Here is a 20,356-nt window from a genome sequence, read left to right on the forward strand (position 1 = left end):
TTTTGATAAAAATAGAGTGTAATCATTGTCATTTATCATTTGATGAAAAAATAATGATAAAAGAGAATGATTTAAATTTTTGTTGCGGTGGTTGCCAAAGTGTTTATCATATTTTAAAAAGTGAAAATTTAGACTCTTTTTATGAAAAACTTGGAAATAAAACTATAAAAGCTCCTTTACAAGTATCAAATGATGATTTAGCAAAATTTGACTCAGAAAACTTTTTAAATAGTTACACAACAATCACAAAAGATGGATTTGTACAAATTGATTTAATACTTGAAGGAATTCATTGTGCAGCTTGTGTTTGGTTAAATGAAAAGGTTTTGTATGATACAAAAGGTGTAGTTGAAGCAAATATAAATTTCACAACAAATAAAGCAAGAGTTGTTTTTAATAGTGATATTTTAAAACTTAGTGATATTATAAAAAAGATAAGAAGTATTGGTTACAATGCTTATGCTTATGATTCAAGTATAGCAGACAAAGAAGCTAGCAAAGCAAAACAAGACTATTTTGTAAGAATGATGGTTGCAGTTGTTTGTACTATGAATATTATGATGTTAAGTGTTGCAAAATATACAGGCTTTTTTACAGGAATGAGTCTTGAAGTAAAAAATATGATACATCTAGCAGAGTTTATTCTAACAACTCCAGTTCTCTTTTTTAGTGGATTTGTATTTTATAAAGGTGCATATTTTGGTTTAAAAAATCGTATTGTAAATATGGATTTGCTTGTAAGTTCTGGTGCAACAATGACTTATGTTTACTCTTTATTTGTTTTATTTGGTGCAAAAGGTGAGAGCTATTTTGATTCTGTTGCTATGATTATAACTTTTGTTTTAGTTGGAAAATATCTTGAAGTAATTGGTAAAAAATCAGCTATTGATACTTTAGATAAAATAAAATCTACTCTTCCTTTAGAAGCTATTGTTGTAAAAGATGGGAAAAAAGAGACAAAAGCTTTAAATTTAGTAGAAGTTGGAGATATTATTGAACTTAAGATTGGAGAGAAAGTTCCAGTTGATGGAAAAATTATAAGCGGAAATGCATCTTTTGATGAATCAAGCTTAACTGGTGAGTCAATACCTGTTTATAAAAAAACAGGAGATAATATTTTTAGTGGAACTGTTATTTTAGACTCTACAATACTTTTTGAGGTTGTAAAAGATTTCAAAAACTCAACTTTTTCATCAATTGTAACTCTGCTTGAAGATTCACTAAATTCTAAACCTAAAATTCAAACTTTGGCAAACAAAATTTCAAGACGCTTTAGTTTAATAATTTTAAGTATTGCGTTTATCACATTTTTGGTTTGGTACTATTTTGGTCTTGATTTAGGATTTTACTTTGAAGGTGTTAATCAGTTTGAAAGGTCATTTATAACTGCTATTTCAGTTGTTGTAATTGCTTGTCCTTGTGCCTTAGCACTTGCAACACCAATGGCAAGTTTAGTTGGAATTAGTGAGTTGGCAAAAAAATCCTTACTATTTAAAGAGGCAAAATTTATAGAAACTATTGCAAATGCTACAACTGTTGTTTTTGATAAAACAGGAACTTTGACAAAAGGTGAATTAGAAGTTGGTTTTGTAGAGTTTTTTAATAAAGATGAAAAAAGTATGAATCTTCTTTACTCTTTGCTTGATAGCTCGAATCATCCTGTTAGTTTAGCTGTAAAAAAATATATTAAAGAGAACTTTGAAGTCTCTAATCTAATTTTAGAAGATGTAAAAAATATAGAAGCAAAAGGATTAAGTGCAAGATATGAAAATATTGAAATTTTAGGTGGAAATGAGGCTCTTTTAAAAGAGTTTGATGTAAATGTAAACATTGATTTAAACTCAAAATTTACTCAATATCTATTTTGTATAGATAAAAAAATAGTTGCAAATTTTGAGTTAAAAGATGAGTTAAAAGATGATGCGAAAGAGCTTATAGAGTATTTAAAAGAACAAAATATAGAATCTATAATGTTAACAGGAGATAATAATTTTGTAGCTTCAAGTATTGCAAAAGAGTTGGAAATATCAAATTATAAAGCAAATCTAACTCCAAAAGATAAAGCAGATTTTATAAAAGATTTAAAAAATAGTGGTAAAACTGTTGTTATGGTTGGAGATGGTGTAAATGATAGTGTTGCACTAGCTTCTAGTGATGTTGCGATTGCTATGGGAAATTCTGCTGATGTTTCTATGATGGTTTCTGATGTAGTAATGCTAAATTCAAAACTAAAATCATTAAAAGATGCTTTTATAATCTCTAAAAAAACCTATAAACATATAAAACAAAATTTAGCTTTCTCTTTAATTTATAACACAATTACAATTCCAATCGCAGTAGCTGGATTTATAATTCCGCTTTTTGCTGCATTATCTATGAGTTTAAGTTCATTAGTAGTTGTTTTAAACTCTCTTAGAATAAAACTCAAATAAAGGAAAAATTTATATTATGATTGATGATACACTATTTTTTATGTTAGTAGTTGGGCTTGTTATTTCAGCTGGGATGTTATTTTTATTTATCTGGGCTGCAAAATCAGGACAATTTGACGATGCTTCAAAAATGACAAATGGAATGCTTTTTGATAGTGTTGAAGATTTAAATGATGCTATAAAAAAAGAGAAGTCTATAAAAGAGGCTAAAAAAGATATAAAAAAAGAGGATAAGTAAACTTATCCTCTTTAAAGTTTTGGTAAAACCAAATTATTTACCCATATAATCAGCTAATGCTTTAATATCAGCATCACTTAATTTAGCAACTTGACCTTTCATAAGACCTTTCATCGCTCCACCGTAAGAACCATCTTTATAACCATGTAAAGCTTTTTCTATTTCAGCTTTTGTTAAATTAGCTGGAACATGAGATTTGTTTTGAGTAGTGATATTGATTTCACCTTTAACTCCGTGACATGCTTTACATGTTGCATAAGATGCTGGTGCATCAGCAAATGCAAAACCTACTAGTGCTACTGTTGCAAGAACTACTTTTTTCATTTTTTCTCCTTTAAATTTTAAGAAAGAAATATTAGCTATTTTTTCTTTTTTTTATGCTTAATAACATTAAAATTAAAGTTATTACAATTAGAAGTTTTACTTATTATTTGTTTTTCTATAAAACTCCCATTTTCTCGACATTCTTGGTTTTCTTTAAATAAGTTTTGTATCATAGTTTTCTCTCTTTGTATCATAGTGTTTTGTAATTCTAATTAAATTTTGTGAAAAAATTGTTTAAAAAAAAATAGTACATATAATTAATATTTAAAATAAGGATATAAAATGACAACAAAACAATTTATGCTTCAATATAATATGAAAAAACTTGTAAAATCTTCTCAAGAATATAAAGAATATATGAACTCTTCCGAAATAGTAGAACTTCAAAAAAAGATAGATTATGAACTTGAAAATATGGAAAAAGAATGGAAAGTTTTTATTGATATTTATAAAACTCTTGATACAAACAAAGATGAATTTACTTTAGAAGGTAAAGCAAAAAGAGATTTGGCAAAACAAGAGCAACAAAAAATAGTTAAAAATGAACTAGAAAAAAACCAAGTTATGGAAGAATTTAGAGAAAAACTTGAAATGCTAAGAATGAACCTTAAAGTTTATGATAATAAAGAAGGGTAAAAACTTCTTTATTTTTGCTCAATCTTTAAAAAATTTCAATATTCTAAAAACTTTTACCTAAAATTACTTGTAAGCATATCGCTTATAAAGGTAAAACATGAATTATGTAAATATTGATACAAAAAATAAAACAAAAATTGTTGTAACAAAACAAATTGTTGAAAATCTTAGAACTAATGAGGCTATAAGAAATTATATTATCTCTAGTGTATCTGAAATTTTTAAAGATAAAGAAATACTAAAAAAACAAAAAGTTGTTGCTATTAAAAATCTAGTTAAAGATTTAAAAATAGCTTTAAATAATGATACTTTTAAATATTCATTAAATCTTGTAATTAGAAATTTGAACGAATATCATACATTGCAAAAAAGTGAAATAAAAGATGAAAATGGGAAAATTACTAACTTTATCCCATCTCAAGAAACTCAAGCAATTGTTCAAGCTCTTGTTCTATTGGCTTATTCAAATAGCTTTTCAAAAATATGTAAAAATCTATACAAAGATAAAAAAGGCGCTTAATGCTCCTTTTTTATAAAGGAGTTAATATGTTAGCAAATATTGGAATAATGCTATTTTTAAATAGAAAACTAACAAAAGAAGAGCTAGAAGCAAAAGCTAAAAAAAAGTTAAAACTTATTGAAGAACGAAGAAAAAGAATACAAGATACTATTGATGAAGAAGAAAAAACCAAAGAATTATTTTTTGGTCAAGATCTTGAAATTGAAGATTTAAAATAAAAAATATTTCATATAGTTTTAACAACTAAAATTATCCATTTTTCAATTTATTTTTCCAAAAATAAATTTGGAAAATTGGATTTAAAAAATAATAAATAAATATATTAAAAATGGCATAAAAATTAAAAGCGTTATATACACCGCTTACATAACGCTTTTTTACTAGAAAAAAATCTATCATTTTGCTATTAATATTTCTACTAAATTTAGTGTAAGTTTTCAATTTTTTGTTAAAAAAAATGAAAATGTCACACGAAACTTTTTTAAAAGTTTCAAGATAAATAAAATCAATTTAAGCTTTAATAATACTTAAAATAATTTATATAAAAATAAAGGATTTTATATGAAAAATTTTATAAGCGTTAATTTAGTTACATATTCAAAAGAACACCTCTCAATCATTTTAAAACACAACATAGAAAGAAAAAACTTTGATAAACCAATTCCATACCTTGCAAAACAAGGTGAAGAATTAGATAAAAATATTAATTTAACTTTTTCAAATTTTGAAGATATAGAAGCTAAAAGGCAAAATTATTTAAAAAGCAAAAATAAAAATGATTATATGCAAAAACATTTGGTGGAGTTTGTTGTTAGTCTTAGTTACGATAAAGTAAAAGAATATTTAAAAGATAATATAGATATTGATAAAGGTTTTATTGAATATGCAAAAGATTTAAAAACAAAATATGGTTTAGAAACTTTAAATTTAGATATTCACAAAGATGAATTTTTTGAAGAAAATGGTGAAAAAAGATATAACTATCATGCTCATATTCTTGCGCATAATAATCATTTTGATAAAAATCTCGCATTTGCTTCAAACTTAAAAAAAAGTGATTATAGAAACTTGCAAACACTTGCACAAAATAGTTTTCAAAAAGTTGGTTTAGATTTTCAAAGAGGTGTTTCAAAGTTTGTAACAAAAAAAGAACACCTTAATAGAAATGATTACATAAAGCAGGAAAAGCAAAAGCAACTAAAGTCCCTATTTGTCGATATTAGCACTCAAAAAAAAGAACTCAAAAATATCTATTCTGAAATTAATAAGCAAAAAATTGAAATGAAAAAACAAAGGGATTTATACCAAAAAGTTGATTTGGAATATCAAACATTTAATGAACAATATTTACAATTACAACAACTCGAAAAACAAAAAAGACAAGAATACAAAGCTTTAGAAAATAGTATCAATTCCAAAAAATTGGAAGTTGAAAATGTAGAAAAATATGAAAAAACTCTTAAAAATGATATTGCAAATATTATAAAAGAACATACTAAAAAAGAAACTCCACTATTAGGTAATACTTTTTATAAAGTTGAAGATAGGAATACAATGTTTAATAAATTAGTAAATAAGATTAAAGAGCCTCTTAATGCCCAACTAAACGATATTAATCACTTAAAAAGGGAAAATCAAAGTTTGAAAAATGAAAATTCTAAAATGGTGCAAAAAGATTTACAAAATCAAAAGCTTATTGGAAATTTGGAATTAGAAAAAGCACAAAATAAAGAATTAATAGAAAAACAAAGTAAGAAAATAAACAAGCTTAAAAATCAATCACTTATTTTAGTTACATTTTTTAAAAATTTAGGTTTAAAAATAAGTGATTTTAAAAAGTATTTCAAAAGCCAAAAGCAACAACAAAAAAGTTATACAATTGATAGATAGCTTCTTTGGTTGATTTGCTTTATATTTGTCTTATAAGTGCAACGAAGGGCGAAAAGGATTGTTAAGGTTTACCTTAACCACACTTTGACGTAGTCAAAAGCCCTTTAGGGCGAAGTGTGCCTTAGCCTTTTAAGTTGTACTTGTAGAAAAATAAGTTAAAATAAATCTTTAAAAATTTAATGTTCTTATTATTTTTACTGGCAAATTAGCATTTTTGTAATACAATAAAATTAAACAAATAAATAGTATTTATATTATAAAAAATAATTATTTATTATAATATCCACCACCATTATTCATTTTATTTATACTTCTATTTATATCATATAAATTATCATTCAAGTTTCTCATTTGTCTATTTCTCTCATCATTATCATACATATCATTTATGTTTTTAACATTTTGATTTATTTGATCAATTGTGTCTCGATCTCTTTGTTCATTTGCTCTTCTATTTTGGCTATTAATTGAATCTCTTTCATTTTTTAATCTTTGTCTTTCAATAGCTAATTTTTCTCTTTCAATCGCTAGTAATTCTTCTTGATATTTTTTTTGTTGAACTTGTTCAAGAGTTAACCCCTCTTTATTCAGACCTTTTTGATTAAACCATTTCGATTATAACCTTCTTGACTTATTTAATAAAAAGTGTCGAACAAATTAAAAATCTTCTCTTTCCTTCCTCTTTTTCACAAAAATTAATCAAAAGAAATTTCTTGACTTATAATTAATATTATTATAAAAGGATAAAAAATGAAATATGGAAACATAGGTATAAAAGATTTATTTGAATTTGATCTGAAAATAAATTTTAAAGAGCTTTCTATTGTTAAAAAAGAAGATATTAAAATTGAAGAAAAAAAAATTGAGAAAAAAGAAGTATATAAAACTTCTACTAGTTTTGAAGCATATAAAAATTATGAAATAGAAAAGTACAAAAAAGCTTCAAAAACAATTGAGTTTAAACAATTTATGTATGTACAAAATATTTTATTTAGCAACACACAAAAAAATGAAGCATATAAATTAGAACATGATATATTGCAAAAATCAAAAGATACATACCTTTATTTTTTTTATACTCAAAAATTATTAGAAGAAAAATATAGTAATAACAATGATTATATGGCTATTTTCTTAACTCTTACTTGTCCTTCAAAATTCCACAAATATAGTTCAACTACACAAAAAACAAACCCAAATTTTGATAAAAACATAACAATAAATGAAGCATATAAGTTGCTAAATAGTAGTTTCCGAGAGATTTATAAAGATTTTAAAGTAAATAGAAAATTTGAAAAAATAGAATATAGTAAAGTTATAGAACCTCACAAAAACTTAACTCCCCACTTACACGCAATTTTATATATAAAAAAAGATTTTGTTAAAAATCTTATTAATCACATTCAAAATATAATTAAAAAAAACGAAATTGGAGAGCATAAAATTGAAGTAATAAAAGACACTTCAAGAAGTTGTGCATACTTGTTGAAGTATATTCAAAAAACAACAAATCCACAAGACGAGGATACATTTCATTTTTTCAATGGATGGAAAAAAGTTAATAAAATAAGGGTTTTTACTTCTTCTGCTTCAATTTTAAATAGAGCAATTTATAAAAAAATAAATAGTGTTACAAAATTATCAAAGAATCTAAAAGATAAAAATGCTATTGAAAACGTGCTAGAAAATTGTTATATAAAAACAAAACAAACAAATATAGAAATTAATGAAAACGACGAATATATCGAGGTTTCTCAAAAGAAAAAGGCTAAGGGAAATAAAAATGGAAGATACCTTGTAAACATTAAAAAAGAAAAAATTAAAAGAGAGGTTTTTGTTGGAAATCATTTTTTTAATGTTTTAAGTTTGGAAAAAAAGGGTTTTAATAAAAAAAGTGTTTTGGTTGCTGAAAAAACAAATTTTGAAACTTTTATATGTGAATATCAAAATTTTTTAAATATAAAATTTGATAAAAAAACTTTAAAAAATATAAGTGAAAAACTAGAAATTTGCAAACAAGAAAACTCAAATATTTTTGAAACAATTTTTAAAAATTTAACATATACAAAAACTAGCTACAAAATTACTAGTTTTAAAATTTTTGATAAAATTGAAAAAAATATGATGTATGATAAAAAATTTACTTATGTTGAAAAAGATTTTGAAATAAATCCAAAAATTTGGAAGTATGAATATATAAAAGAAGAATATTATTCTTCTTTGTATGGTGAAGATTTTTTTGTTTTAGATTTAGTTTAATATTTAAAAAATCAAAATTACATTTTAAAAGCAGGTAGCATTCAATATTCTGGGTAGTGTTTAGGATTCTGTGTAAATCTTATAAATCTATATATTTTTTGAATTTACACAGTTTTATAGTCCATTTTAAACTTTTTTATAGTCCATTTTAAACTTTTTTATACTTTCAAACCTATAGAATCATAACTATAAATAATATCCTTTTCATCGTTGTATTCAAATTTCATTTTTTCTTTGAATATTTCCCATTCCTTAACTGCTGAAACTATTTTAGAATATCCTTCTATTATATAATGTTGTGAACACCCATCATCAAATAAACCAAAAGTTATTTTATTGTTATAAGTATTGCAAATTTCAATTAAAGAAAAATCTACTAATGGGCTTGTATACTCTTCGTTAGTAATTCTAAATACATTTAATTCTTTAATTTCATATTCTATATCATCTTGACAATAAAAACCATCTTGTATATCAGAATATTTAATTTTTAATGTTGTTATATCTATTTTTTGAGATAACTTTTGATCATGGTTGGTTAAATCTTTTTGCAATTCTTCTATTTCTTTATCTAAATTTAAAATATCTGTTCTAAAATTTGTTAAGAAATCTTCATTTTCAGAAGAAAGTTGTAAAGGAACAATAATTTCCCAAAATAATTGGTTTATCCAATTTCTTTTACTTTTTATTTTCAATATTTCTTTCTCAAAATCTTCTTTTGTTTTGATTTCTTCAATTTCATCACAATCAATCAAATTTTCTTTAATATCTTCATCTATTTTTTCAAATAGAGTTTCTAACATTTCATCACAAGAAGAATTTAAATCATCTATTCTTTCAAAATTTAAATCATTTTTGAATTCTTCTTTTTCATAATCAGAATAATTAAAAATGCCAGCTAAAAATTTATTCACTTCTTTTTCAAAAAATCCTATATCTTCTGATAATAAAGATATTTCTGCTGTATTTTTAAAAGACAAAGGGTCATTATTTATTTTTTCATTTAACACTTTTTCTTCATATTCCAATGAATCTAAATTTTTATTGTATTCTTCAAATTTTTCTCTAAGGTCTAAGCCTTCATCTAATTTTTCATTAGCAAAAAAATGTCCATTAATATTATCTAAAAACTCTGTTTCATATAATCTTGTATCAATAAATGATTTCAATCTAAAAGGACTATTTCCTTCTAAAAACTCTTTACATTCTTTTATAAGATAATGAATATTTGAACTATTTAAATTGATTTCAACAAAATCATATTTTTCATCTTCACTTCTTTCACTTGAAATATCATAATTTATTAAGTTGATATATAGGGTATTATATAGCTCATTTTCATTGTTATCTAAAATAACTCTTGCTAAATAACTACTGTCAAAATATTCTCTAATTGTTTCTTCTAATCTGTTTAATTTTTTAATTCTTGTACTAGACATTGTCTATCCTTTTTATATATTTTTTATTTGATTTTTAACATATTCTTATGTTTTACAATAACAACCTAACAAACATTTTTTTATAAATTTATTTAAAATCTAAGGACCTCTTGCTCTTTTAGTTGAAGATTTAAAAAAACTACTTATACTCATTAGCATGATTTTAAACCTATGCTACATTAAAAATTGAAATATATTTTGTATTATTAACTGAATCTAAAATATTATTTTTAATTTTTTTATTTACTATAAAACTATTTTTATCAACAATTCTTTCTAAAATTGCACTAAATATTGATTCAAGTTTTTGAACAACAATAGAATTTCCAGCCATTAATTGAATTTTTGAATTTGGAATACCTATATTTTTTAATTTATCATAAGTATTTGATTCAAATCCCATTAACAATAGTTGTTCTCTTGGAGTTAAAAACCTATAAGATGCTTTATCACCATTTATGTTGTAATTATTTTGATTATCAACTAATTTTCCATTTAAATCACAAAAAAGTATCCCTGCATTAGGCCATCTATCTTGTTTTGTTGTAATTGTCATACAATATGACATATTATTTAAATGTTTTGATTTTTCAATCCAAGTAGTTCTACTTGAAGTATTGTTTGGCAATACTTCAATATATTCTTCAATTAAACTATCATTATTTAAATCTAAAAAATCATGAATATTTGTATATGAACCTTTTGATTCAACAATAATTTCATCTATTCCATTTAATTCAGATATACAAAATGCTCTTTCTCTATTTTGTGGAATTCCAAGATCTTTTGCATTTAAAACCATTATTGAATTTTTATAACCTAAACTTTCAAGAAAACTTGCAAAAGTATTCCATCCTTCTATATGTTTAGATGAAAATAGATTTTTTACATTTTCCATCACAAGATATTTAGGCAATCTTTTTAATAATCTTAATTCACTAAGAATTCTTTTAACTTCCCACAATAATCCAGATCTTGTTCCAGCTTCTAATCCTGCTTGATTTCCAATAGTTGATAAATCAGTGCAAGGGAAAGAGTAAGTAAAGATATCAATTTTAGGTAAATCTTTACTTTTTATATCAACAATAGAACCAAAGTTTTTATTCCTCTTTAAAGCAATATAAATTTGTCTAATTTTTTCAAAAGACAATTTGATAATTTCCTTTTTTGAACAAGGATTTTTACTATCTTTTGATAATGTATATTTTAATAAAAATTTCAACATTACTTTTTTAGATAATTTTTCATATTTTGGAAAAGTTGATTGAACACCATGATGTAGTGCATCGTAACTTATTATTGCATCAATGAACCATTCGCTTGTTCCAACATTTTTAAATTTAACTTTTTCTAAATTTATTCCTAATTTTTTTAATAACTCAGTATTTAACATTAAATTATTCATTGCTTCTTTTTGTGCACCAATTCCAGCAAAACTTTCAAATACTTTAAATTTTAACATTTTAAATCCTTTTAGATTTTCTGCATTTGAAAGCCCATTTCTAAGGCGTTCAAGCAGTAACTTAAAGCGAATACTATTTGAATATCATCATGCGTTCTTGTCGGGCTACAAGTATTATTCGATGGGCTTTTGAATTAATCAAGTATTAATTCAAAAAAAGATAAATTACTAAAATGAATCAAATAAATATGTTTTTAGAATTAATCAGATATTTTTTAACAACAGAAAAAGTAGATAATAAAGAAGTGTTGAGAAAAAAATATTGTGGCTTTAATGATACTTATAAAAAGTATTTTGGTATTACTTGGAATACGCTAGAACAATTAGAGATTTTAGTTGATGATAAACTTAATCCTAAATATCTTAATGTTTATAATTGGAAAGATGAAGAGAAAGATAAAAATATAGATTTTATTATTGATTCAACAATTGATATTATTAAAAAATATTCTGTTGAAAATAATAAATGTTTAGAATATTTTGAGTTTAATGATTTTGATAAAGAAGGTACTACACTTGATGCTGATGATCTTGATTTAAAGAACAATTTAATCAAATATCCAATGCAAATGAAAAATTCTATTATTAATATCTTTGATAGAGTAATAAATCCAGAGAATGAATACACTCCAAATAAAATATATGAAACAATAAAAAATCCTTTGGTTTATAACAAGCATAAAAATACTCATTATGTTTTTAAAATAGTTCTTATGCTTTTATTAGAAAAAGATGATGAATTAAAAAGTGATGAAATACTAACAATTACAGATGAAGAAATTCTTAGTATTACTAACAATTATGTCAACCGTGAATATGATAGTTATGAAAAAACAAAAATTAATATGAAAAATGATGTAGTAAATGCTTTAAAACTATCCAAAATAATAGAAAAGAACGAAACTAGTCCTTATAAAGTTGAACCTTTTATAGATAAAGAATGGAGACTTGATGCTACTACAAAAATTACTGCTATTGAAAAAGTTATAAATAAGATAGTAAAACTTAAATCTTTAACTTCAGAACAAAAAAAATTAATAAAAGATATTTTTCAATATTCAAAATAATATATTCTAAAAATATATAAATATAATTAAAATTCATTTCTTAAACCTACATAAATTATTAGATACAATATAATTTTTATTTAAAAGGGTAGTTTTATAAATAGATTAAAACCTTTAAAAAAAGAATTAATTAATTTTTTTTAGAATTTGATTTTAATATACTAACCTAAACAAATTATTAAAATCATATAACATTAAATTCCCTCAACAATCTTAATCTCATCAGGAGTTAAATCATAGAGTTTATAAACCATTTGGTCGATTGTTTTTTCATTTGTTGAACAGATGTTTTCTAGGTTTTCAAACTCTTTTTTACTTTTAAAAATTTCTATCATTACTTCTCCTTGATATATTGTAAAAACTATTTTTTACTACTGTTGATTTTTTTTGAATTATTATCTTTGGGCTTTATTTCTTGTTTAGTATAATTTTTACTTTTATTATAAAGTCCACTAGCACTATCTTGTGCAAATATTTTATTTTTGTTATTAGACATAGATTATTCCTTGTAAGATTTTCTTATTTTTATCTGGAACAAAATCTATATTTTTTTTAAATATTTTTTTAAGTTCATCTTTCATCTCTTCTATTCTTAAAAGTTTTGAAAAACCATCTACATATTTTTGTGAAAATTTATTATAATCAAGTCTATATGCAATATCTATATCACTAAACTCATTTTGAGTATCTTTTGCATAACTTCCAAAAAGTCCTAAAATCTCTAAACCCTCTTTCTCATAAAGTGGTTTTATCTCTTTTAATTTGTGTAAAATCTCTTCTTTTTTCATACTAAACTCTTTTTGTACAAATTTCATTTGTAGATTTTATAACATTTGGTATAAATTTTGACTTTTGATGGTTTATTATAAAACTAAACTATTTTATCAAACATAATACAAACCACTTTATAATTTATTATAAACCTGCGAAAATATGCTATATCCATCTACAATTTTTTTATATTGCTCTTTTGCCTCTCTTGGAGCAGCTTCATAATCTTTTGTAAATGTATTTAACATTTTAGAGAAAAAATCATCAACATTTATGCTACTTAACTGTTCTTTTGTCAATTCATAGTTTTTCCCATAAGTTTTTGGATCATATACAAAACTTGCTCTTGTTTCATTTCCATGATAGTAATTTTCAAGGTTAAATTGTAATTCAGAGTTCATAACAAAAGAATCTAGGGGGTCTTTGATTCCCCTTAAAGTTTCATAAAGAGCTTTATTTAATTCATCATTATTTGATATATTGACTTTATCAAGTTGTTCCAACATAGCTCTAGAAGCTAATCCTGCTGTTCCTTCCTCAATGCCCTCACTTCTATGTTTAGCTCTCAACTCCAATGCCCTTTTTTCTATAGCTTCATAATTCTCTTTTGCTTCTTCATATGGTATATCTTTTAACTCTTTAAAAGTAGTATATCCACTATAATCTTTTTGAATTTTTTCAATATTTGAACTACTGTTTATACTTTTTGTTTCTTTAGTTTGATTTATACTAGATACTGAATTTACTCTCATAAGCTCTGCAAAACTGCTAAAAGAACTTCCATAATCTTTTTGACTATTACTTTTAGCTTCTAACGTTTGATATGAATTTGTTATTGACCCTATTTCCATTTTTTATTTCCTTATTTATTTTTAAATCTAAGCATACTTAGGCTCATTTATTACTTTATTATAGTTTGTTTTTAAATCTTCATAATATGGTAATTTTTTTAAAAGATAATATTTTCCATCTTCTGAAGTATTTGGGTTTGAAATGTCCTTTTTTAATTGAAATAGAGTTTTGTCAATAAAGCTTCCATAATCATAAATCTTCCAGTTTTTAAGCTCTTGAATTATATTTGTTAAAATTTCATCTTTATTTGGAAAATCTTTATACTTCTCTTTTTCAAAAGTAATTCTCTCTTCAATTTCTTGTTCTATTGGTTTTTCAAAAGGTAGTCTTACTTTGTTGTATCCTAAGTCACTTTTTAAATTAAGTGAAAAAAGAGTTCTATCACTTTCATTTTCAATATTTTTAAGAGTTTCAAATAAAGACTTGTTAAAGTTCTCATCATTTGAAATATTTGCTTTATGAAAAATATCAAAACCTTTTATAAAAAAAGTTCCACTATCTAAGTTTTTAAATAGCTGATTAAGTTTTGCCATCTGTTCATAGCTTAAATTTTTTGCTTCACTTATTGAAATCTCATCATCTTCTAAAATAGCTCTAAATAACTTTTCATCTTCTTTTGACAAAGATGAAAAACCACCATTTTTATCTATAAATTTTATTAAATCTTTAGTTAACATAGTTGCATTTTCTTTTACTGATTTTGTATCTACTACAAAACTACTATAAGAGTTATCATCTTTTTGTCTTTGTGCTGTATTATATCCATAGCTTTGAGTTTTATTATTTTCTATTTGCATATATTTCTCCCCCCCTATAATATTTTTTTAACTATTACTTGATTTTGATATCAAGCATAATACGGCTCTTTAGTAGCTTTATTAAAATTATCTTGAAAAGTTTTATAAAAATCAACTATTCCTTGATATTGATTTTGTACACTATTTTCTGCATTTGAAGATTTTGCTTTTGTTAAATTCTTCTCAAAACTTGCAATTGCACTATTTATAAATGCATCAAAATCCACACTTGTAGCTTGATTTTTATTTAGTAAATAACTTCCATTTCCAGATCTTCCATCTTTCATAAAAGTTGGACTTATCTCTTCCCCTTGTGCAAATCCTTGAAAATTCATTTGGAATTCAAGTGCTAAAAATCCAGTCTTTTCTGGTGCTACACTTTGAAGAGTTTCATAATATGCTTTATCAATACTACTATTTCCACTAAAATTCAATGCACCTTTTAGACTTAGAAGTTTACTAGCTTGTTTAGCATTTATCTTTCCATCATCGTTTAATTCTGTAGATCTTTTATCTATAGATTCCTGATTTACTTTTGCCTCTTCAAAAGGTATTTGCATTAAATCATCTGCTGAATAATTACTATAATCAACTTTTTGTGCTTCTTTATAATAAGTCTCTTTTGTCCCTTTTACCTCTTGTGCCTGATATACACTTGTTGCTTTACCTATTTCCATTTTTTTACCCCTTGTATAATAATAATTTATTTTATAAGTATTAAAGTTAAATAAAGTTTAAAAGATTATAATTAAACTAATATTAAGAAAAGTTAGTAATAAAGAAGGGGATTTTTATGAATATAAATACTAATATACAATCGTTTAGCTCACAAAGTGGAATAAAAGTAACACAAAATGGAAATACTAATCAAAGTATAGATAAAAGTAAAAATAGTGAATCTATAAACATAAATATAGACTCAAAAACACTAGATACTTTAAATCTATTATCATCTTTGGGGGAAGAAACTTTTATTAAAAGCTACAATAACTTTATAAGTGATGAGAGAAGAGCTATTAAAAATAGACTAGAAGAAGTTTACTCAAAAGCAACAAAAGAGAATAAACAATTTGCAAATCCAGAGCAACATATTAATGATAAATATTACTCACAAGCTTCACCATATTATATAGAAGGATTAAGTCGAATAGAAAGAGATGTAGCCCATAAGCATGAAATGGATTATTTAAAATATGGAAAGATAAGAAATTTAGGTGCTATAGACCCAAATTTAAAAGATTTGAATTCGATAAATGGAATAGTAGATAGTGTAGAAAAAAGAGCGTTTGATAGGGATATGGTTAATGAACAGTTCCAACAACTTTTAAATAAATATGGTATTTCTATTCCTAAAGATAGTAATCTTAGATTTACAATTGAACCTTATGATTATAAAGTAAGTGTTAGCGGACTTGATGATAAAAATCTATCTAGTTTAATAGAAGATGTATTAAATACAGGAAATAACTCAGAAGAATTATTTAGACATATTCAATATTCACGCCCAACTTATCTTGGTACTTCTGAACAATTTAGTGAAGATAAATCAATGAAATATGGAATATTTCATAATGTAAAAGAGCTAACTGGATATGACCTAAGAGAGTTGGAAAATGTAGATGGTAAGTTTTTAACAAAAGATGGAACAGATGTTATGGAGTTATTGAGAATTGGTGTTATGAATAGTAAAAATATTCCCCAAGAGTATAAGGGTGTTGCCTTTGATAGTTATAGTGCAGATTTATCAAAAGTTGCAAAAAAAGGTTTTGAAAATATAGAAGATTTAGATTTATCAATAGATTATAAAAATGGCTCTTTTCATGATGTTGGACAGAGTGAAACATATGGAGTTGGTAAAAGAGATTGGATATATGAATTAAAAGCTTCAAAGACTCAAACTTTAGGAGAAGCTTTTAAAGAATATAGAAAAGATATAGTTTATGGTGAAAGTAGTCAAGATATTATCAAAGAGGCACTAAATCTAAAAGAGTTTAGCTTTAAAGGAATAAAATCTGAAGCAGATAGTTTACTTGAAAAATATGGCTCAAAAGATATGGAATTAATCAAACTTTTACTTATGCAAAAATATCTTATGGGGAAAGAGGATAGTGAATCAGATAAGGAGTTTTATAAACTTTTAAAAGAGTGGGAAGAGAGTAAAAATCAAGAATAATGATATTTAACTTTATAATAAATAACTCAACTTTCGCACATAAAACCGAGCTGTTTTTTAGTGTGAACTCTTAGTATCTCGATGATTTGCTCTAAATCTTTATTTCTCTTGACTATTTGTGCAGATTGTATTCATTTTTATTTGTAGTGTTTAAAGTATAACCTAAACAATTTTCAAAAATATCTCTTAAAAATCCCTCTTGATAAATCTCTTCTTTGTATGTTTTTATAGCTTCAATATCTTTTTGCCAATTTTGAAAAGCTTTCCACCTTTTTGAAACTAAATCTTTATCTATGTTTTTACTATACTCTTTTAAAACACTATTTTGAAAAATTGACAATTTCTTATCTCCCCTAGATTAGTAATGTTATTCATTTTATCTAAATGCTTATGAAGTAAAGTTTAATAATTTATTAAAACTAAATTGATTTTGATATACTAACACAAACAAATTATTTAGGTGATATAAAATGTTATTAGAAAAAAAAGAACTTGAAAAATTAATAAAATCTGCTGAAAAAACACTATTTTGAAAAATTGACAATTTCTTATCTCCCCTAGATTAGTAATGTTATTCATTTTAGCTCTATTTTAAAATCAAGCTTATCAATATTTGTTTTTAAAATTTGTAAATTATAACATTTTGTGTAAAGTTTTGTCTTTTATTTTCTAGTTCTTCAAAATTTGAAAAAGTTAAATTTACATTTTTATCAAGTTTTTGATATGAATATGTAAAAGAAGAATACTATTCACTTTTATACGATGAAGAGTTTTTTGCACTAGACATGATTTAAATATCAAAATCTAGTGCATCAACAATTTTTTTCTTAACTTCTAAGTTAAAACCTTTTCCATATTTTTTTATTGTTAGGTTTGTTTTTGCATTACTCTCATGGCCTACAATTTCTTGTATAGCTTCAATTTGATCTGGAAATTTATTTATTAATTTATTTATAAAATTGGCTCTAAAGGTGTGGTTTGTTTTGTTGTTTAATTTTGAAACCTCTTTGAAAATTTGTTCGTTTGAATAATTTGCAAACCTTTCTGTTTTCCATCTTTCTCTTATTTTTTCAAAATCTAGGTTAAATATAATATCTTCTATTTTTTTGTGAATTGGTATGTTTCTTGGTTTGTCAAATTTGGCAATTTCTAATTCAATATGTTTTATTCCATTCTGATCTGTTTTTAAATTTTCTTTTTTTAAATTGTAAAGCTCCATAATTCTCATACCACTAAATAGTAGCACTTTTAAAATTTTTTTATGTTCTTCTGGAATTTTTGTACTAGTAAAGATTTTTGTTAGTTCCTCATTTGTAAAAATATCTCTTTTTACTTCTTCTACAAAAAGTGGTTTTATGTTTTCAACTTGGTTTTCTAAAACAAGTTTTTCTTCTTTTGCAAATTTTAAAAAAATGTTTAAGTACATCATTTTTTCATTTGTCGTAGTGTTTTTTCTTCCTTTTTTTATAAAACTATCTCTAAAATTTTCAAAATCTTTTTTTGAAATTTCGTTAATGTTTTTGTCTTTAAAAAATTTTTTTAAATCTTGGAAAGTTTGAGCATATTTTGTATATGTACTATCTTTAACTTTTTTTTGTGTTTTTTGTGCTTCTTCTCTTCTTGCTGCTACAAACAAAATTTCAAGTTCTCTAAAATCTGTATGTTTTGTGTAATTTATTAAGTTATTGTTTTTATTTTTTACTTCATGTTCTAGCAACAAATTTGTTTTTTCAAATGTTTCAATTTCTTCGCTTATGTTTTGAATGTTGTTCATTTTTAAAATTTCTATTAGCTCCTCATGTGTGTCGTATTCAAAAATTAATTTGTAATTACCTTTTTGTAATGTAAACATTAATTCATCCCTTTTTAATAAATTTAAAACTTTTGCCCTATTTATAGCAATTTTTAAACTTTTTGTAAATAAACTTACTCTAAAAAGTTTATAATTTATTCTTTTTCTAAAATAAAATACATCTTCAACTTTATAAATATTTTTTGTATCATAATTTTTTTTGTTTGTATCATAGTTCGAAAAATAAGTGTGTAAAAGCTCCTCTAAATCTCGATAAAATCGAGGTTTTCGTGCTTTATTTTTTGCAAAGCAAGAAGTTTTACTTATTATTGTATATTATTTGTGGATTTCGATAGAATCAATATCTAATAATACTACTGTGTCAATTTTGTGCAAAAACATAGTTTTCTGTATCCATAAAGGCTGTTTTTTGGTTCTATTACTTTTTATATACTTTGAATATTTCTCTAAAGTTATATTTGGATTTTTATGTCCTAACATTTTTTAAACTCAAAATATATCTTCTTTATTGCTTAACATATTGCTTGCAAAGCTATGCCTAGTTTGGTAAATAGATTAAACTTTGTGAAAGTGTAATTTATGAAAGAGAAGCTTATAAAAACTCTTTTTCAAATGGCTTAGGTATCTTAGAATTCCTTGATGAAAAATCAAAAGCTTATCAAGATTTTAATAACTTCTTTGATGAATTAGTTGAATATGTAAATAGTTAATTAGTATTTATTTACTAATAAATTAATATATCATAAAACTATAAAAAATGCATTATATTATATAGATAATCCATATTATACATTTTAAATATATGAAATAATGATTATCTTTTTAAAAAATATATGTTTTATAGAATAAATATTATTAAATAAAAATTTAAATTTAATTATCTAAATGTTCATTATGATGCATTTCTAGCATAAAATTTATTTTTTCATAAATTTCTTCAGCTTCTTTATCATTTATTTGATTATTATCAATTGATTTTAAGATAGTTTGAAGTTCTTCTAAAAAATATTCCATATCTTTTTTTGCCTCTAAATCATCTTCACTTGAGCTATTGTTTTTTATCATTTCATCTAATTCATTTAAAAAAGCTTTAGATTCTGGAATCATTATCTTTTCAATAATATCTTTTAGTTTCATTTGTATAGTAATCAAATATTGTCCTTAATTTTTAAAGTTTCGTATTGTACAAAATAAATCTTATAAAAAGTACTTATATCACTTATATTTAGTTTATATAAAATATTTAAAAATTATTAAGTTACAATTTTTTTGTATAAATTTAGGATTTCTAAAACTGATTTAAAAATAAGACCAATTTATCATAGATTAGAAACAAGAATAAAAGCACATATACCAATAAGCTTTGTATTATATGCAATATATAAGGAGTTTGACAGAAAATTAAAAATAAATGATGTTAAATTTAATTTCTCACAAAAAATTTTAAGAAAAATCATTGAACATTTAATAGCACTAAAAATTGGTGATGAAATAATTCCTATAAATCTATATGAAATTCAAAAACAAATTTTAGACATCTTATAATATTTGTGTGTCTTATCGCGGAAGTCAGGGGAGTGTTAGAAATTCCGTGTCAATCTGATAAAATAATATCAAGGATTGACAATGGAACAAGAGATAAACTTTGATTTCAATGAAATATTGAAAGAATTTAGAAGTGGT

General features: G+C 23.8%; 21 protein-coding genes and 1 pseudogene. 10 read left to right on the forward strand and 12 right to left on the reverse strand.

The genetic code is table 11. From position 1 onward, the window contains the following. Positions 1–2 precede the first annotated feature (2 nt). Both AC5LG6_RS08575 and ccoS read left to right on the forward strand, forming a co-directional pair. The gene (locus AC5LG6_RS08575) at positions 3–2,432 is read left to right on the forward strand and encodes a heavy metal translocating P-type ATPase (protein WP_498586246.1); all 2,430 of its coding nucleotides are present in this window, start codon (positions 3–5) and stop codon (positions 2,430–2,432) included. Positions 2,433–2,448: 16 nt separating this feature from the next. Beyond that, complete coding sequence (gene ccoS, locus AC5LG6_RS08580; protein ID WP_066153976.1) at positions 2,449–2,670, forward strand: cbb3-type cytochrome oxidase assembly protein CcoS; 222 nt, start codon at positions 2,449–2,451, stop codon at positions 2,668–2,670. A gap of 33 nt (positions 2,671–2,703) precedes the next feature. On the opposite strand, the gene AC5LG6_RS08585 is transcribed toward ccoS, so the two are convergent. Continuing rightward, the gene (locus AC5LG6_RS08585) at positions 2,704–2,994 is read right to left on the reverse strand and encodes a c-type cytochrome (protein WP_498586247.1); all 291 of its coding nucleotides are present in this window, start codon (positions 2,992–2,994) and stop codon (positions 2,704–2,706) included. Between the two features lie 282 nt (positions 2,995–3,276). On the opposite strand from AC5LG6_RS08585, the gene AC5LG6_RS08590 reads away from it, so the two are divergent. The 5 genes from AC5LG6_RS08590 (at position 3,277) to AC5LG6_RS08610 (ending at position 8,299) form a co-directional block, all read left to right on the forward strand. Continuing rightward, positions 3,277–3,630 (forward strand): hypothetical protein, encoded by a 354-nt coding sequence (locus AC5LG6_RS08590; RefSeq protein WP_498586248.1) that lies wholly within the window; start codon positions 3,277–3,279, stop codon positions 3,628–3,630. 97 nt (positions 3,631–3,727) lie between these two features. Continuing rightward, positions 3,728–4,150 (forward strand): hypothetical protein, encoded by a 423-nt coding sequence (locus AC5LG6_RS08595; protein ID WP_498586249.1) that lies wholly within the window; start codon positions 3,728–3,730, stop codon positions 4,148–4,150. Positions 4,151–4,176: 26 nt separating this feature from the next. Beyond that, positions 4,177–4,368: a hypothetical protein gene (locus AC5LG6_RS08600; protein ID WP_498586250.1), complete on the forward strand. Its 192-nt coding sequence runs from the start codon at positions 4,177–4,179 to the stop codon at positions 4,366–4,368. A 343-nt stretch (positions 4,369–4,711) separates the two neighbouring features. Next, positions 4,712–6,040 carry a hypothetical protein gene (locus AC5LG6_RS08605; RefSeq protein WP_498586251.1) on the forward strand — a complete coding sequence of 443 codons (1,329 nt, stop codon included), beginning with the start codon at positions 4,712–4,714 and terminating at the stop codon, positions 6,038–6,040. Positions 6,041–6,790: 750 nt separating this feature from the next. Next, positions 6,791–8,299, forward strand: a complete 1,509-nt coding sequence (locus AC5LG6_RS08610) for a replication endonuclease (RefSeq protein ID WP_498586252.1) — start codon at positions 6,791–6,793, stop codon at positions 8,297–8,299. Between the two features lie 158 nt (positions 8,300–8,457). On the opposite strand, the gene AC5LG6_RS08615 is transcribed toward AC5LG6_RS08610, so the two are convergent. Further along, complete coding sequence (locus tag AC5LG6_RS08615; protein ID WP_498586253.1) at positions 8,458–9,738, reverse strand: hypothetical protein; 1,281 nt, start codon at positions 9,736–9,738, stop codon at positions 8,458–8,460. A gap of 169 nt (positions 9,739–9,907) precedes the next feature. Continuing rightward, the gene (gene dcm, locus AC5LG6_RS08620; RefSeq protein WP_498586254.1) at positions 9,908–11,200 is read right to left on the reverse strand and encodes a DNA (cytosine-5-)-methyltransferase; all 1,293 of its coding nucleotides are present in this window, start codon (positions 11,198–11,200) and stop codon (positions 9,908–9,910) included. A gap of 173 nt (positions 11,201–11,373) precedes the next feature. Between dcm and AC5LG6_RS08625 the strand changes: the two genes are divergently transcribed. Beyond that, a complete protein-coding gene (locus AC5LG6_RS08625; RefSeq protein ID WP_498586255.1) occupies positions 11,374–12,267 on the forward strand; it encodes a hypothetical protein in 894 nt (297 codons plus the stop codon). Between the two features lie 194 nt (positions 12,268–12,461). Here AC5LG6_RS08625 and AC5LG6_RS08630 read toward each other — a convergent pair whose 3' ends face one another. From AC5LG6_RS08630 to AC5LG6_RS08655, 6 genes are all read right to left on the reverse strand, one after another. Next, entirely contained in the window at positions 12,462–12,602 is a 141-nt protein-coding gene (locus AC5LG6_RS08630) for a hypothetical protein (RefSeq protein WP_498586256.1), read from the reverse strand. Positions 12,603–12,628: 26 nt separating this feature from the next. Beyond that, positions 12,629–12,763 carry a hypothetical protein gene (locus tag AC5LG6_RS08635; RefSeq protein ID WP_319087126.1) on the reverse strand — a complete coding sequence of 45 codons (135 nt, stop codon included), beginning with the start codon at positions 12,761–12,763 and terminating at the stop codon, positions 12,629–12,631. Then, positions 12,756–13,082, reverse strand: coding sequence for a nucleotidyltransferase family protein (locus AC5LG6_RS08640; RefSeq protein WP_082746800.1), 327 nt, complete (start codon positions 13,080–13,082; stop codon positions 12,756–12,758). The genes AC5LG6_RS08635 and AC5LG6_RS08640 overlap by 8 nt, the downstream gene beginning before the upstream one ends. A gap of 90 nt (positions 13,083–13,172) precedes the next feature. Further along, positions 13,173–13,889 carry a hypothetical protein gene (locus AC5LG6_RS08645; protein ID WP_498586257.1) on the reverse strand — a complete coding sequence of 239 codons (717 nt, stop codon included), beginning with the start codon at positions 13,887–13,889 and terminating at the stop codon, positions 13,173–13,175. Between the two features lie 27 nt (positions 13,890–13,916). Beyond that, the gene (locus tag AC5LG6_RS08650; RefSeq protein WP_498586259.1) at positions 13,917–14,687 is read right to left on the reverse strand and encodes a hypothetical protein; all 771 of its coding nucleotides are present in this window, start codon (positions 14,685–14,687) and stop codon (positions 13,917–13,919) included. Positions 14,688–14,737: 50 nt separating this feature from the next. Beyond that, the gene (locus AC5LG6_RS08655; protein WP_498586261.1) at positions 14,738–15,364 is read right to left on the reverse strand and encodes a hypothetical protein; all 627 of its coding nucleotides are present in this window, start codon (positions 15,362–15,364) and stop codon (positions 14,738–14,740) included. A 116-nt stretch (positions 15,365–15,480) separates the two neighbouring features. On the opposite strand from AC5LG6_RS08655, the gene AC5LG6_RS08660 reads away from it, so the two are divergent. Continuing rightward, positions 15,481–16,860 (forward strand): DUF4885 family protein, encoded by a 1,380-nt coding sequence (locus AC5LG6_RS08660; protein ID WP_498586263.1) that lies wholly within the window; start codon positions 15,481–15,483, stop codon positions 16,858–16,860. 112 nt (positions 16,861–16,972) lie between these two features. Here the strand turns inward: AC5LG6_RS08660 and AC5LG6_RS08665 are convergent, their stop codons facing one another. The 3 genes from AC5LG6_RS08665 to AC5LG6_RS08675 all read right to left on the reverse strand — a co-directional run bounded on the left by AC5LG6_RS08665 (position 16,973) and on the right by AC5LG6_RS08675 (position 19,825). Then, positions 16,973–17,200: a hypothetical protein gene (locus tag AC5LG6_RS08665; RefSeq protein WP_498586264.1), complete on the reverse strand. Its 228-nt coding sequence runs from the start codon at positions 17,198–17,200 to the stop codon at positions 16,973–16,975. A gap of 450 nt (positions 17,201–17,650) precedes the next feature. After that, positions 17,651–18,712, reverse strand: a complete 1,062-nt coding sequence (locus AC5LG6_RS08670) for a tyrosine-type recombinase/integrase (RefSeq protein ID WP_498586265.1) — start codon at positions 18,710–18,712, stop codon at positions 17,651–17,653. 834 nt (positions 18,713–19,546) lie between these two features. Beyond that, positions 19,547–19,825 carry a hypothetical protein gene (locus AC5LG6_RS08675; RefSeq protein ID WP_066357853.1) on the reverse strand — a complete coding sequence of 93 codons (279 nt, stop codon included), beginning with the start codon at positions 19,823–19,825 and terminating at the stop codon, positions 19,547–19,549. Positions 19,826–19,951: 126 nt separating this feature from the next. On the opposite strand from AC5LG6_RS08675, the pseudogene AC5LG6_RS08680 reads away from it, so the two are divergent. Beyond that, positions 19,952–20,218: pseudogene (locus AC5LG6_RS08680) on the forward strand (IS1634 family transposase); the annotation flags it as partial. Positions 20,219–20,356: the final 138 nt, after the last annotated feature.

This window comes from Arcobacter thermotolerans (assembly GCF_983172305.1).

Excerpts from the sequence above, each read along its gene's own strand:
- dcm (WP_498586254.1), bottom strand. The coding sequence starts at position 11,200 with ATGTTAAAATTTAAAGTATTTGAAAGTTTTGCTGGAATTGGTGCACAA.
- AC5LG6_RS08670 (WP_498586265.1), bottom strand. The coding sequence starts at position 18,712 with ATGTTTACATTACAAAAAGGTAATTACAAATTAATTTTTGAATACGAC.
- ccoS (WP_066153976.1), top strand. The coding sequence starts at position 2,449 with ATGATTGATGATACACTATTTTTTATGTTAGTAGTTGGGCTTGTTATT.
- AC5LG6_RS08660 (WP_498586263.1), top strand. The coding sequence starts at position 15,481 with ATGAATATAAATACTAATATACAATCGTTTAGCTCACAAAGTGGAATA.
- AC5LG6_RS08635 (WP_319087126.1), bottom strand. The coding sequence starts at position 12,763 with ATGTCTAATAACAAAAATAAAATATTTGCACAAGATAGTGCTAGTGGA.
- AC5LG6_RS08645 (WP_498586257.1), bottom strand. The coding sequence starts at position 13,889 with ATGGAAATAGGGTCAATAACAAATTCATATCAAACGTTAGAAGCTAAA.
- AC5LG6_RS08595 (WP_498586249.1), top strand. The coding sequence starts at position 3,728 with ATGAATTATGTAAATATTGATACAAAAAATAAAACAAAAATTGTTGTA.
- AC5LG6_RS08585 (WP_498586247.1), bottom strand. The coding sequence starts at position 2,994 with ATGAAAAAAGTAGTTCTTGCAACAGTAGCACTAGTAGGTTTTGCATTT.
- AC5LG6_RS08605 (WP_498586251.1), top strand. The coding sequence starts at position 4,712 with ATGAAAAATTTTATAAGCGTTAATTTAGTTACATATTCAAAAGAACAC.
- AC5LG6_RS08650 (WP_498586259.1), bottom strand. The coding sequence starts at position 14,687 with ATGCAAATAGAAAATAATAAAACTCAAAGCTATGGATATAATACAGCA.
- AC5LG6_RS08625 (WP_498586255.1), top strand. The coding sequence starts at position 11,374 with ATGAATCAAATAAATATGTTTTTAGAATTAATCAGATATTTTTTAACA.
- AC5LG6_RS08615 (WP_498586253.1), bottom strand. The coding sequence starts at position 9,738 with ATGTCTAGTACAAGAATTAAAAAATTAAACAGATTAGAAGAAACAATT.
- AC5LG6_RS08590 (WP_498586248.1), top strand. The coding sequence starts at position 3,277 with ATGACAACAAAACAATTTATGCTTCAATATAATATGAAAAAACTTGTA.
- AC5LG6_RS08600 (WP_498586250.1), top strand. The coding sequence starts at position 4,177 with ATGTTAGCAAATATTGGAATAATGCTATTTTTAAATAGAAAACTAACA.
- AC5LG6_RS08610 (WP_498586252.1), top strand. The coding sequence starts at position 6,791 with ATGAAATATGGAAACATAGGTATAAAAGATTTATTTGAATTTGATCTG.
- AC5LG6_RS08655 (WP_498586261.1), bottom strand. The coding sequence starts at position 15,364 with ATGGAAATAGGTAAAGCAACAAGTGTATATCAGGCACAAGAGGTAAAA.
- AC5LG6_RS08640 (WP_082746800.1), bottom strand. The coding sequence starts at position 13,082 with ATGAAATTTGTACAAAAAGAGTTTAGTATGAAAAAAGAAGAGATTTTA.
- AC5LG6_RS08630 (WP_498586256.1), bottom strand. The coding sequence starts at position 12,602 with ATGATAGAAATTTTTAAAAGTAAAAAAGAGTTTGAAAACCTAGAAAAC.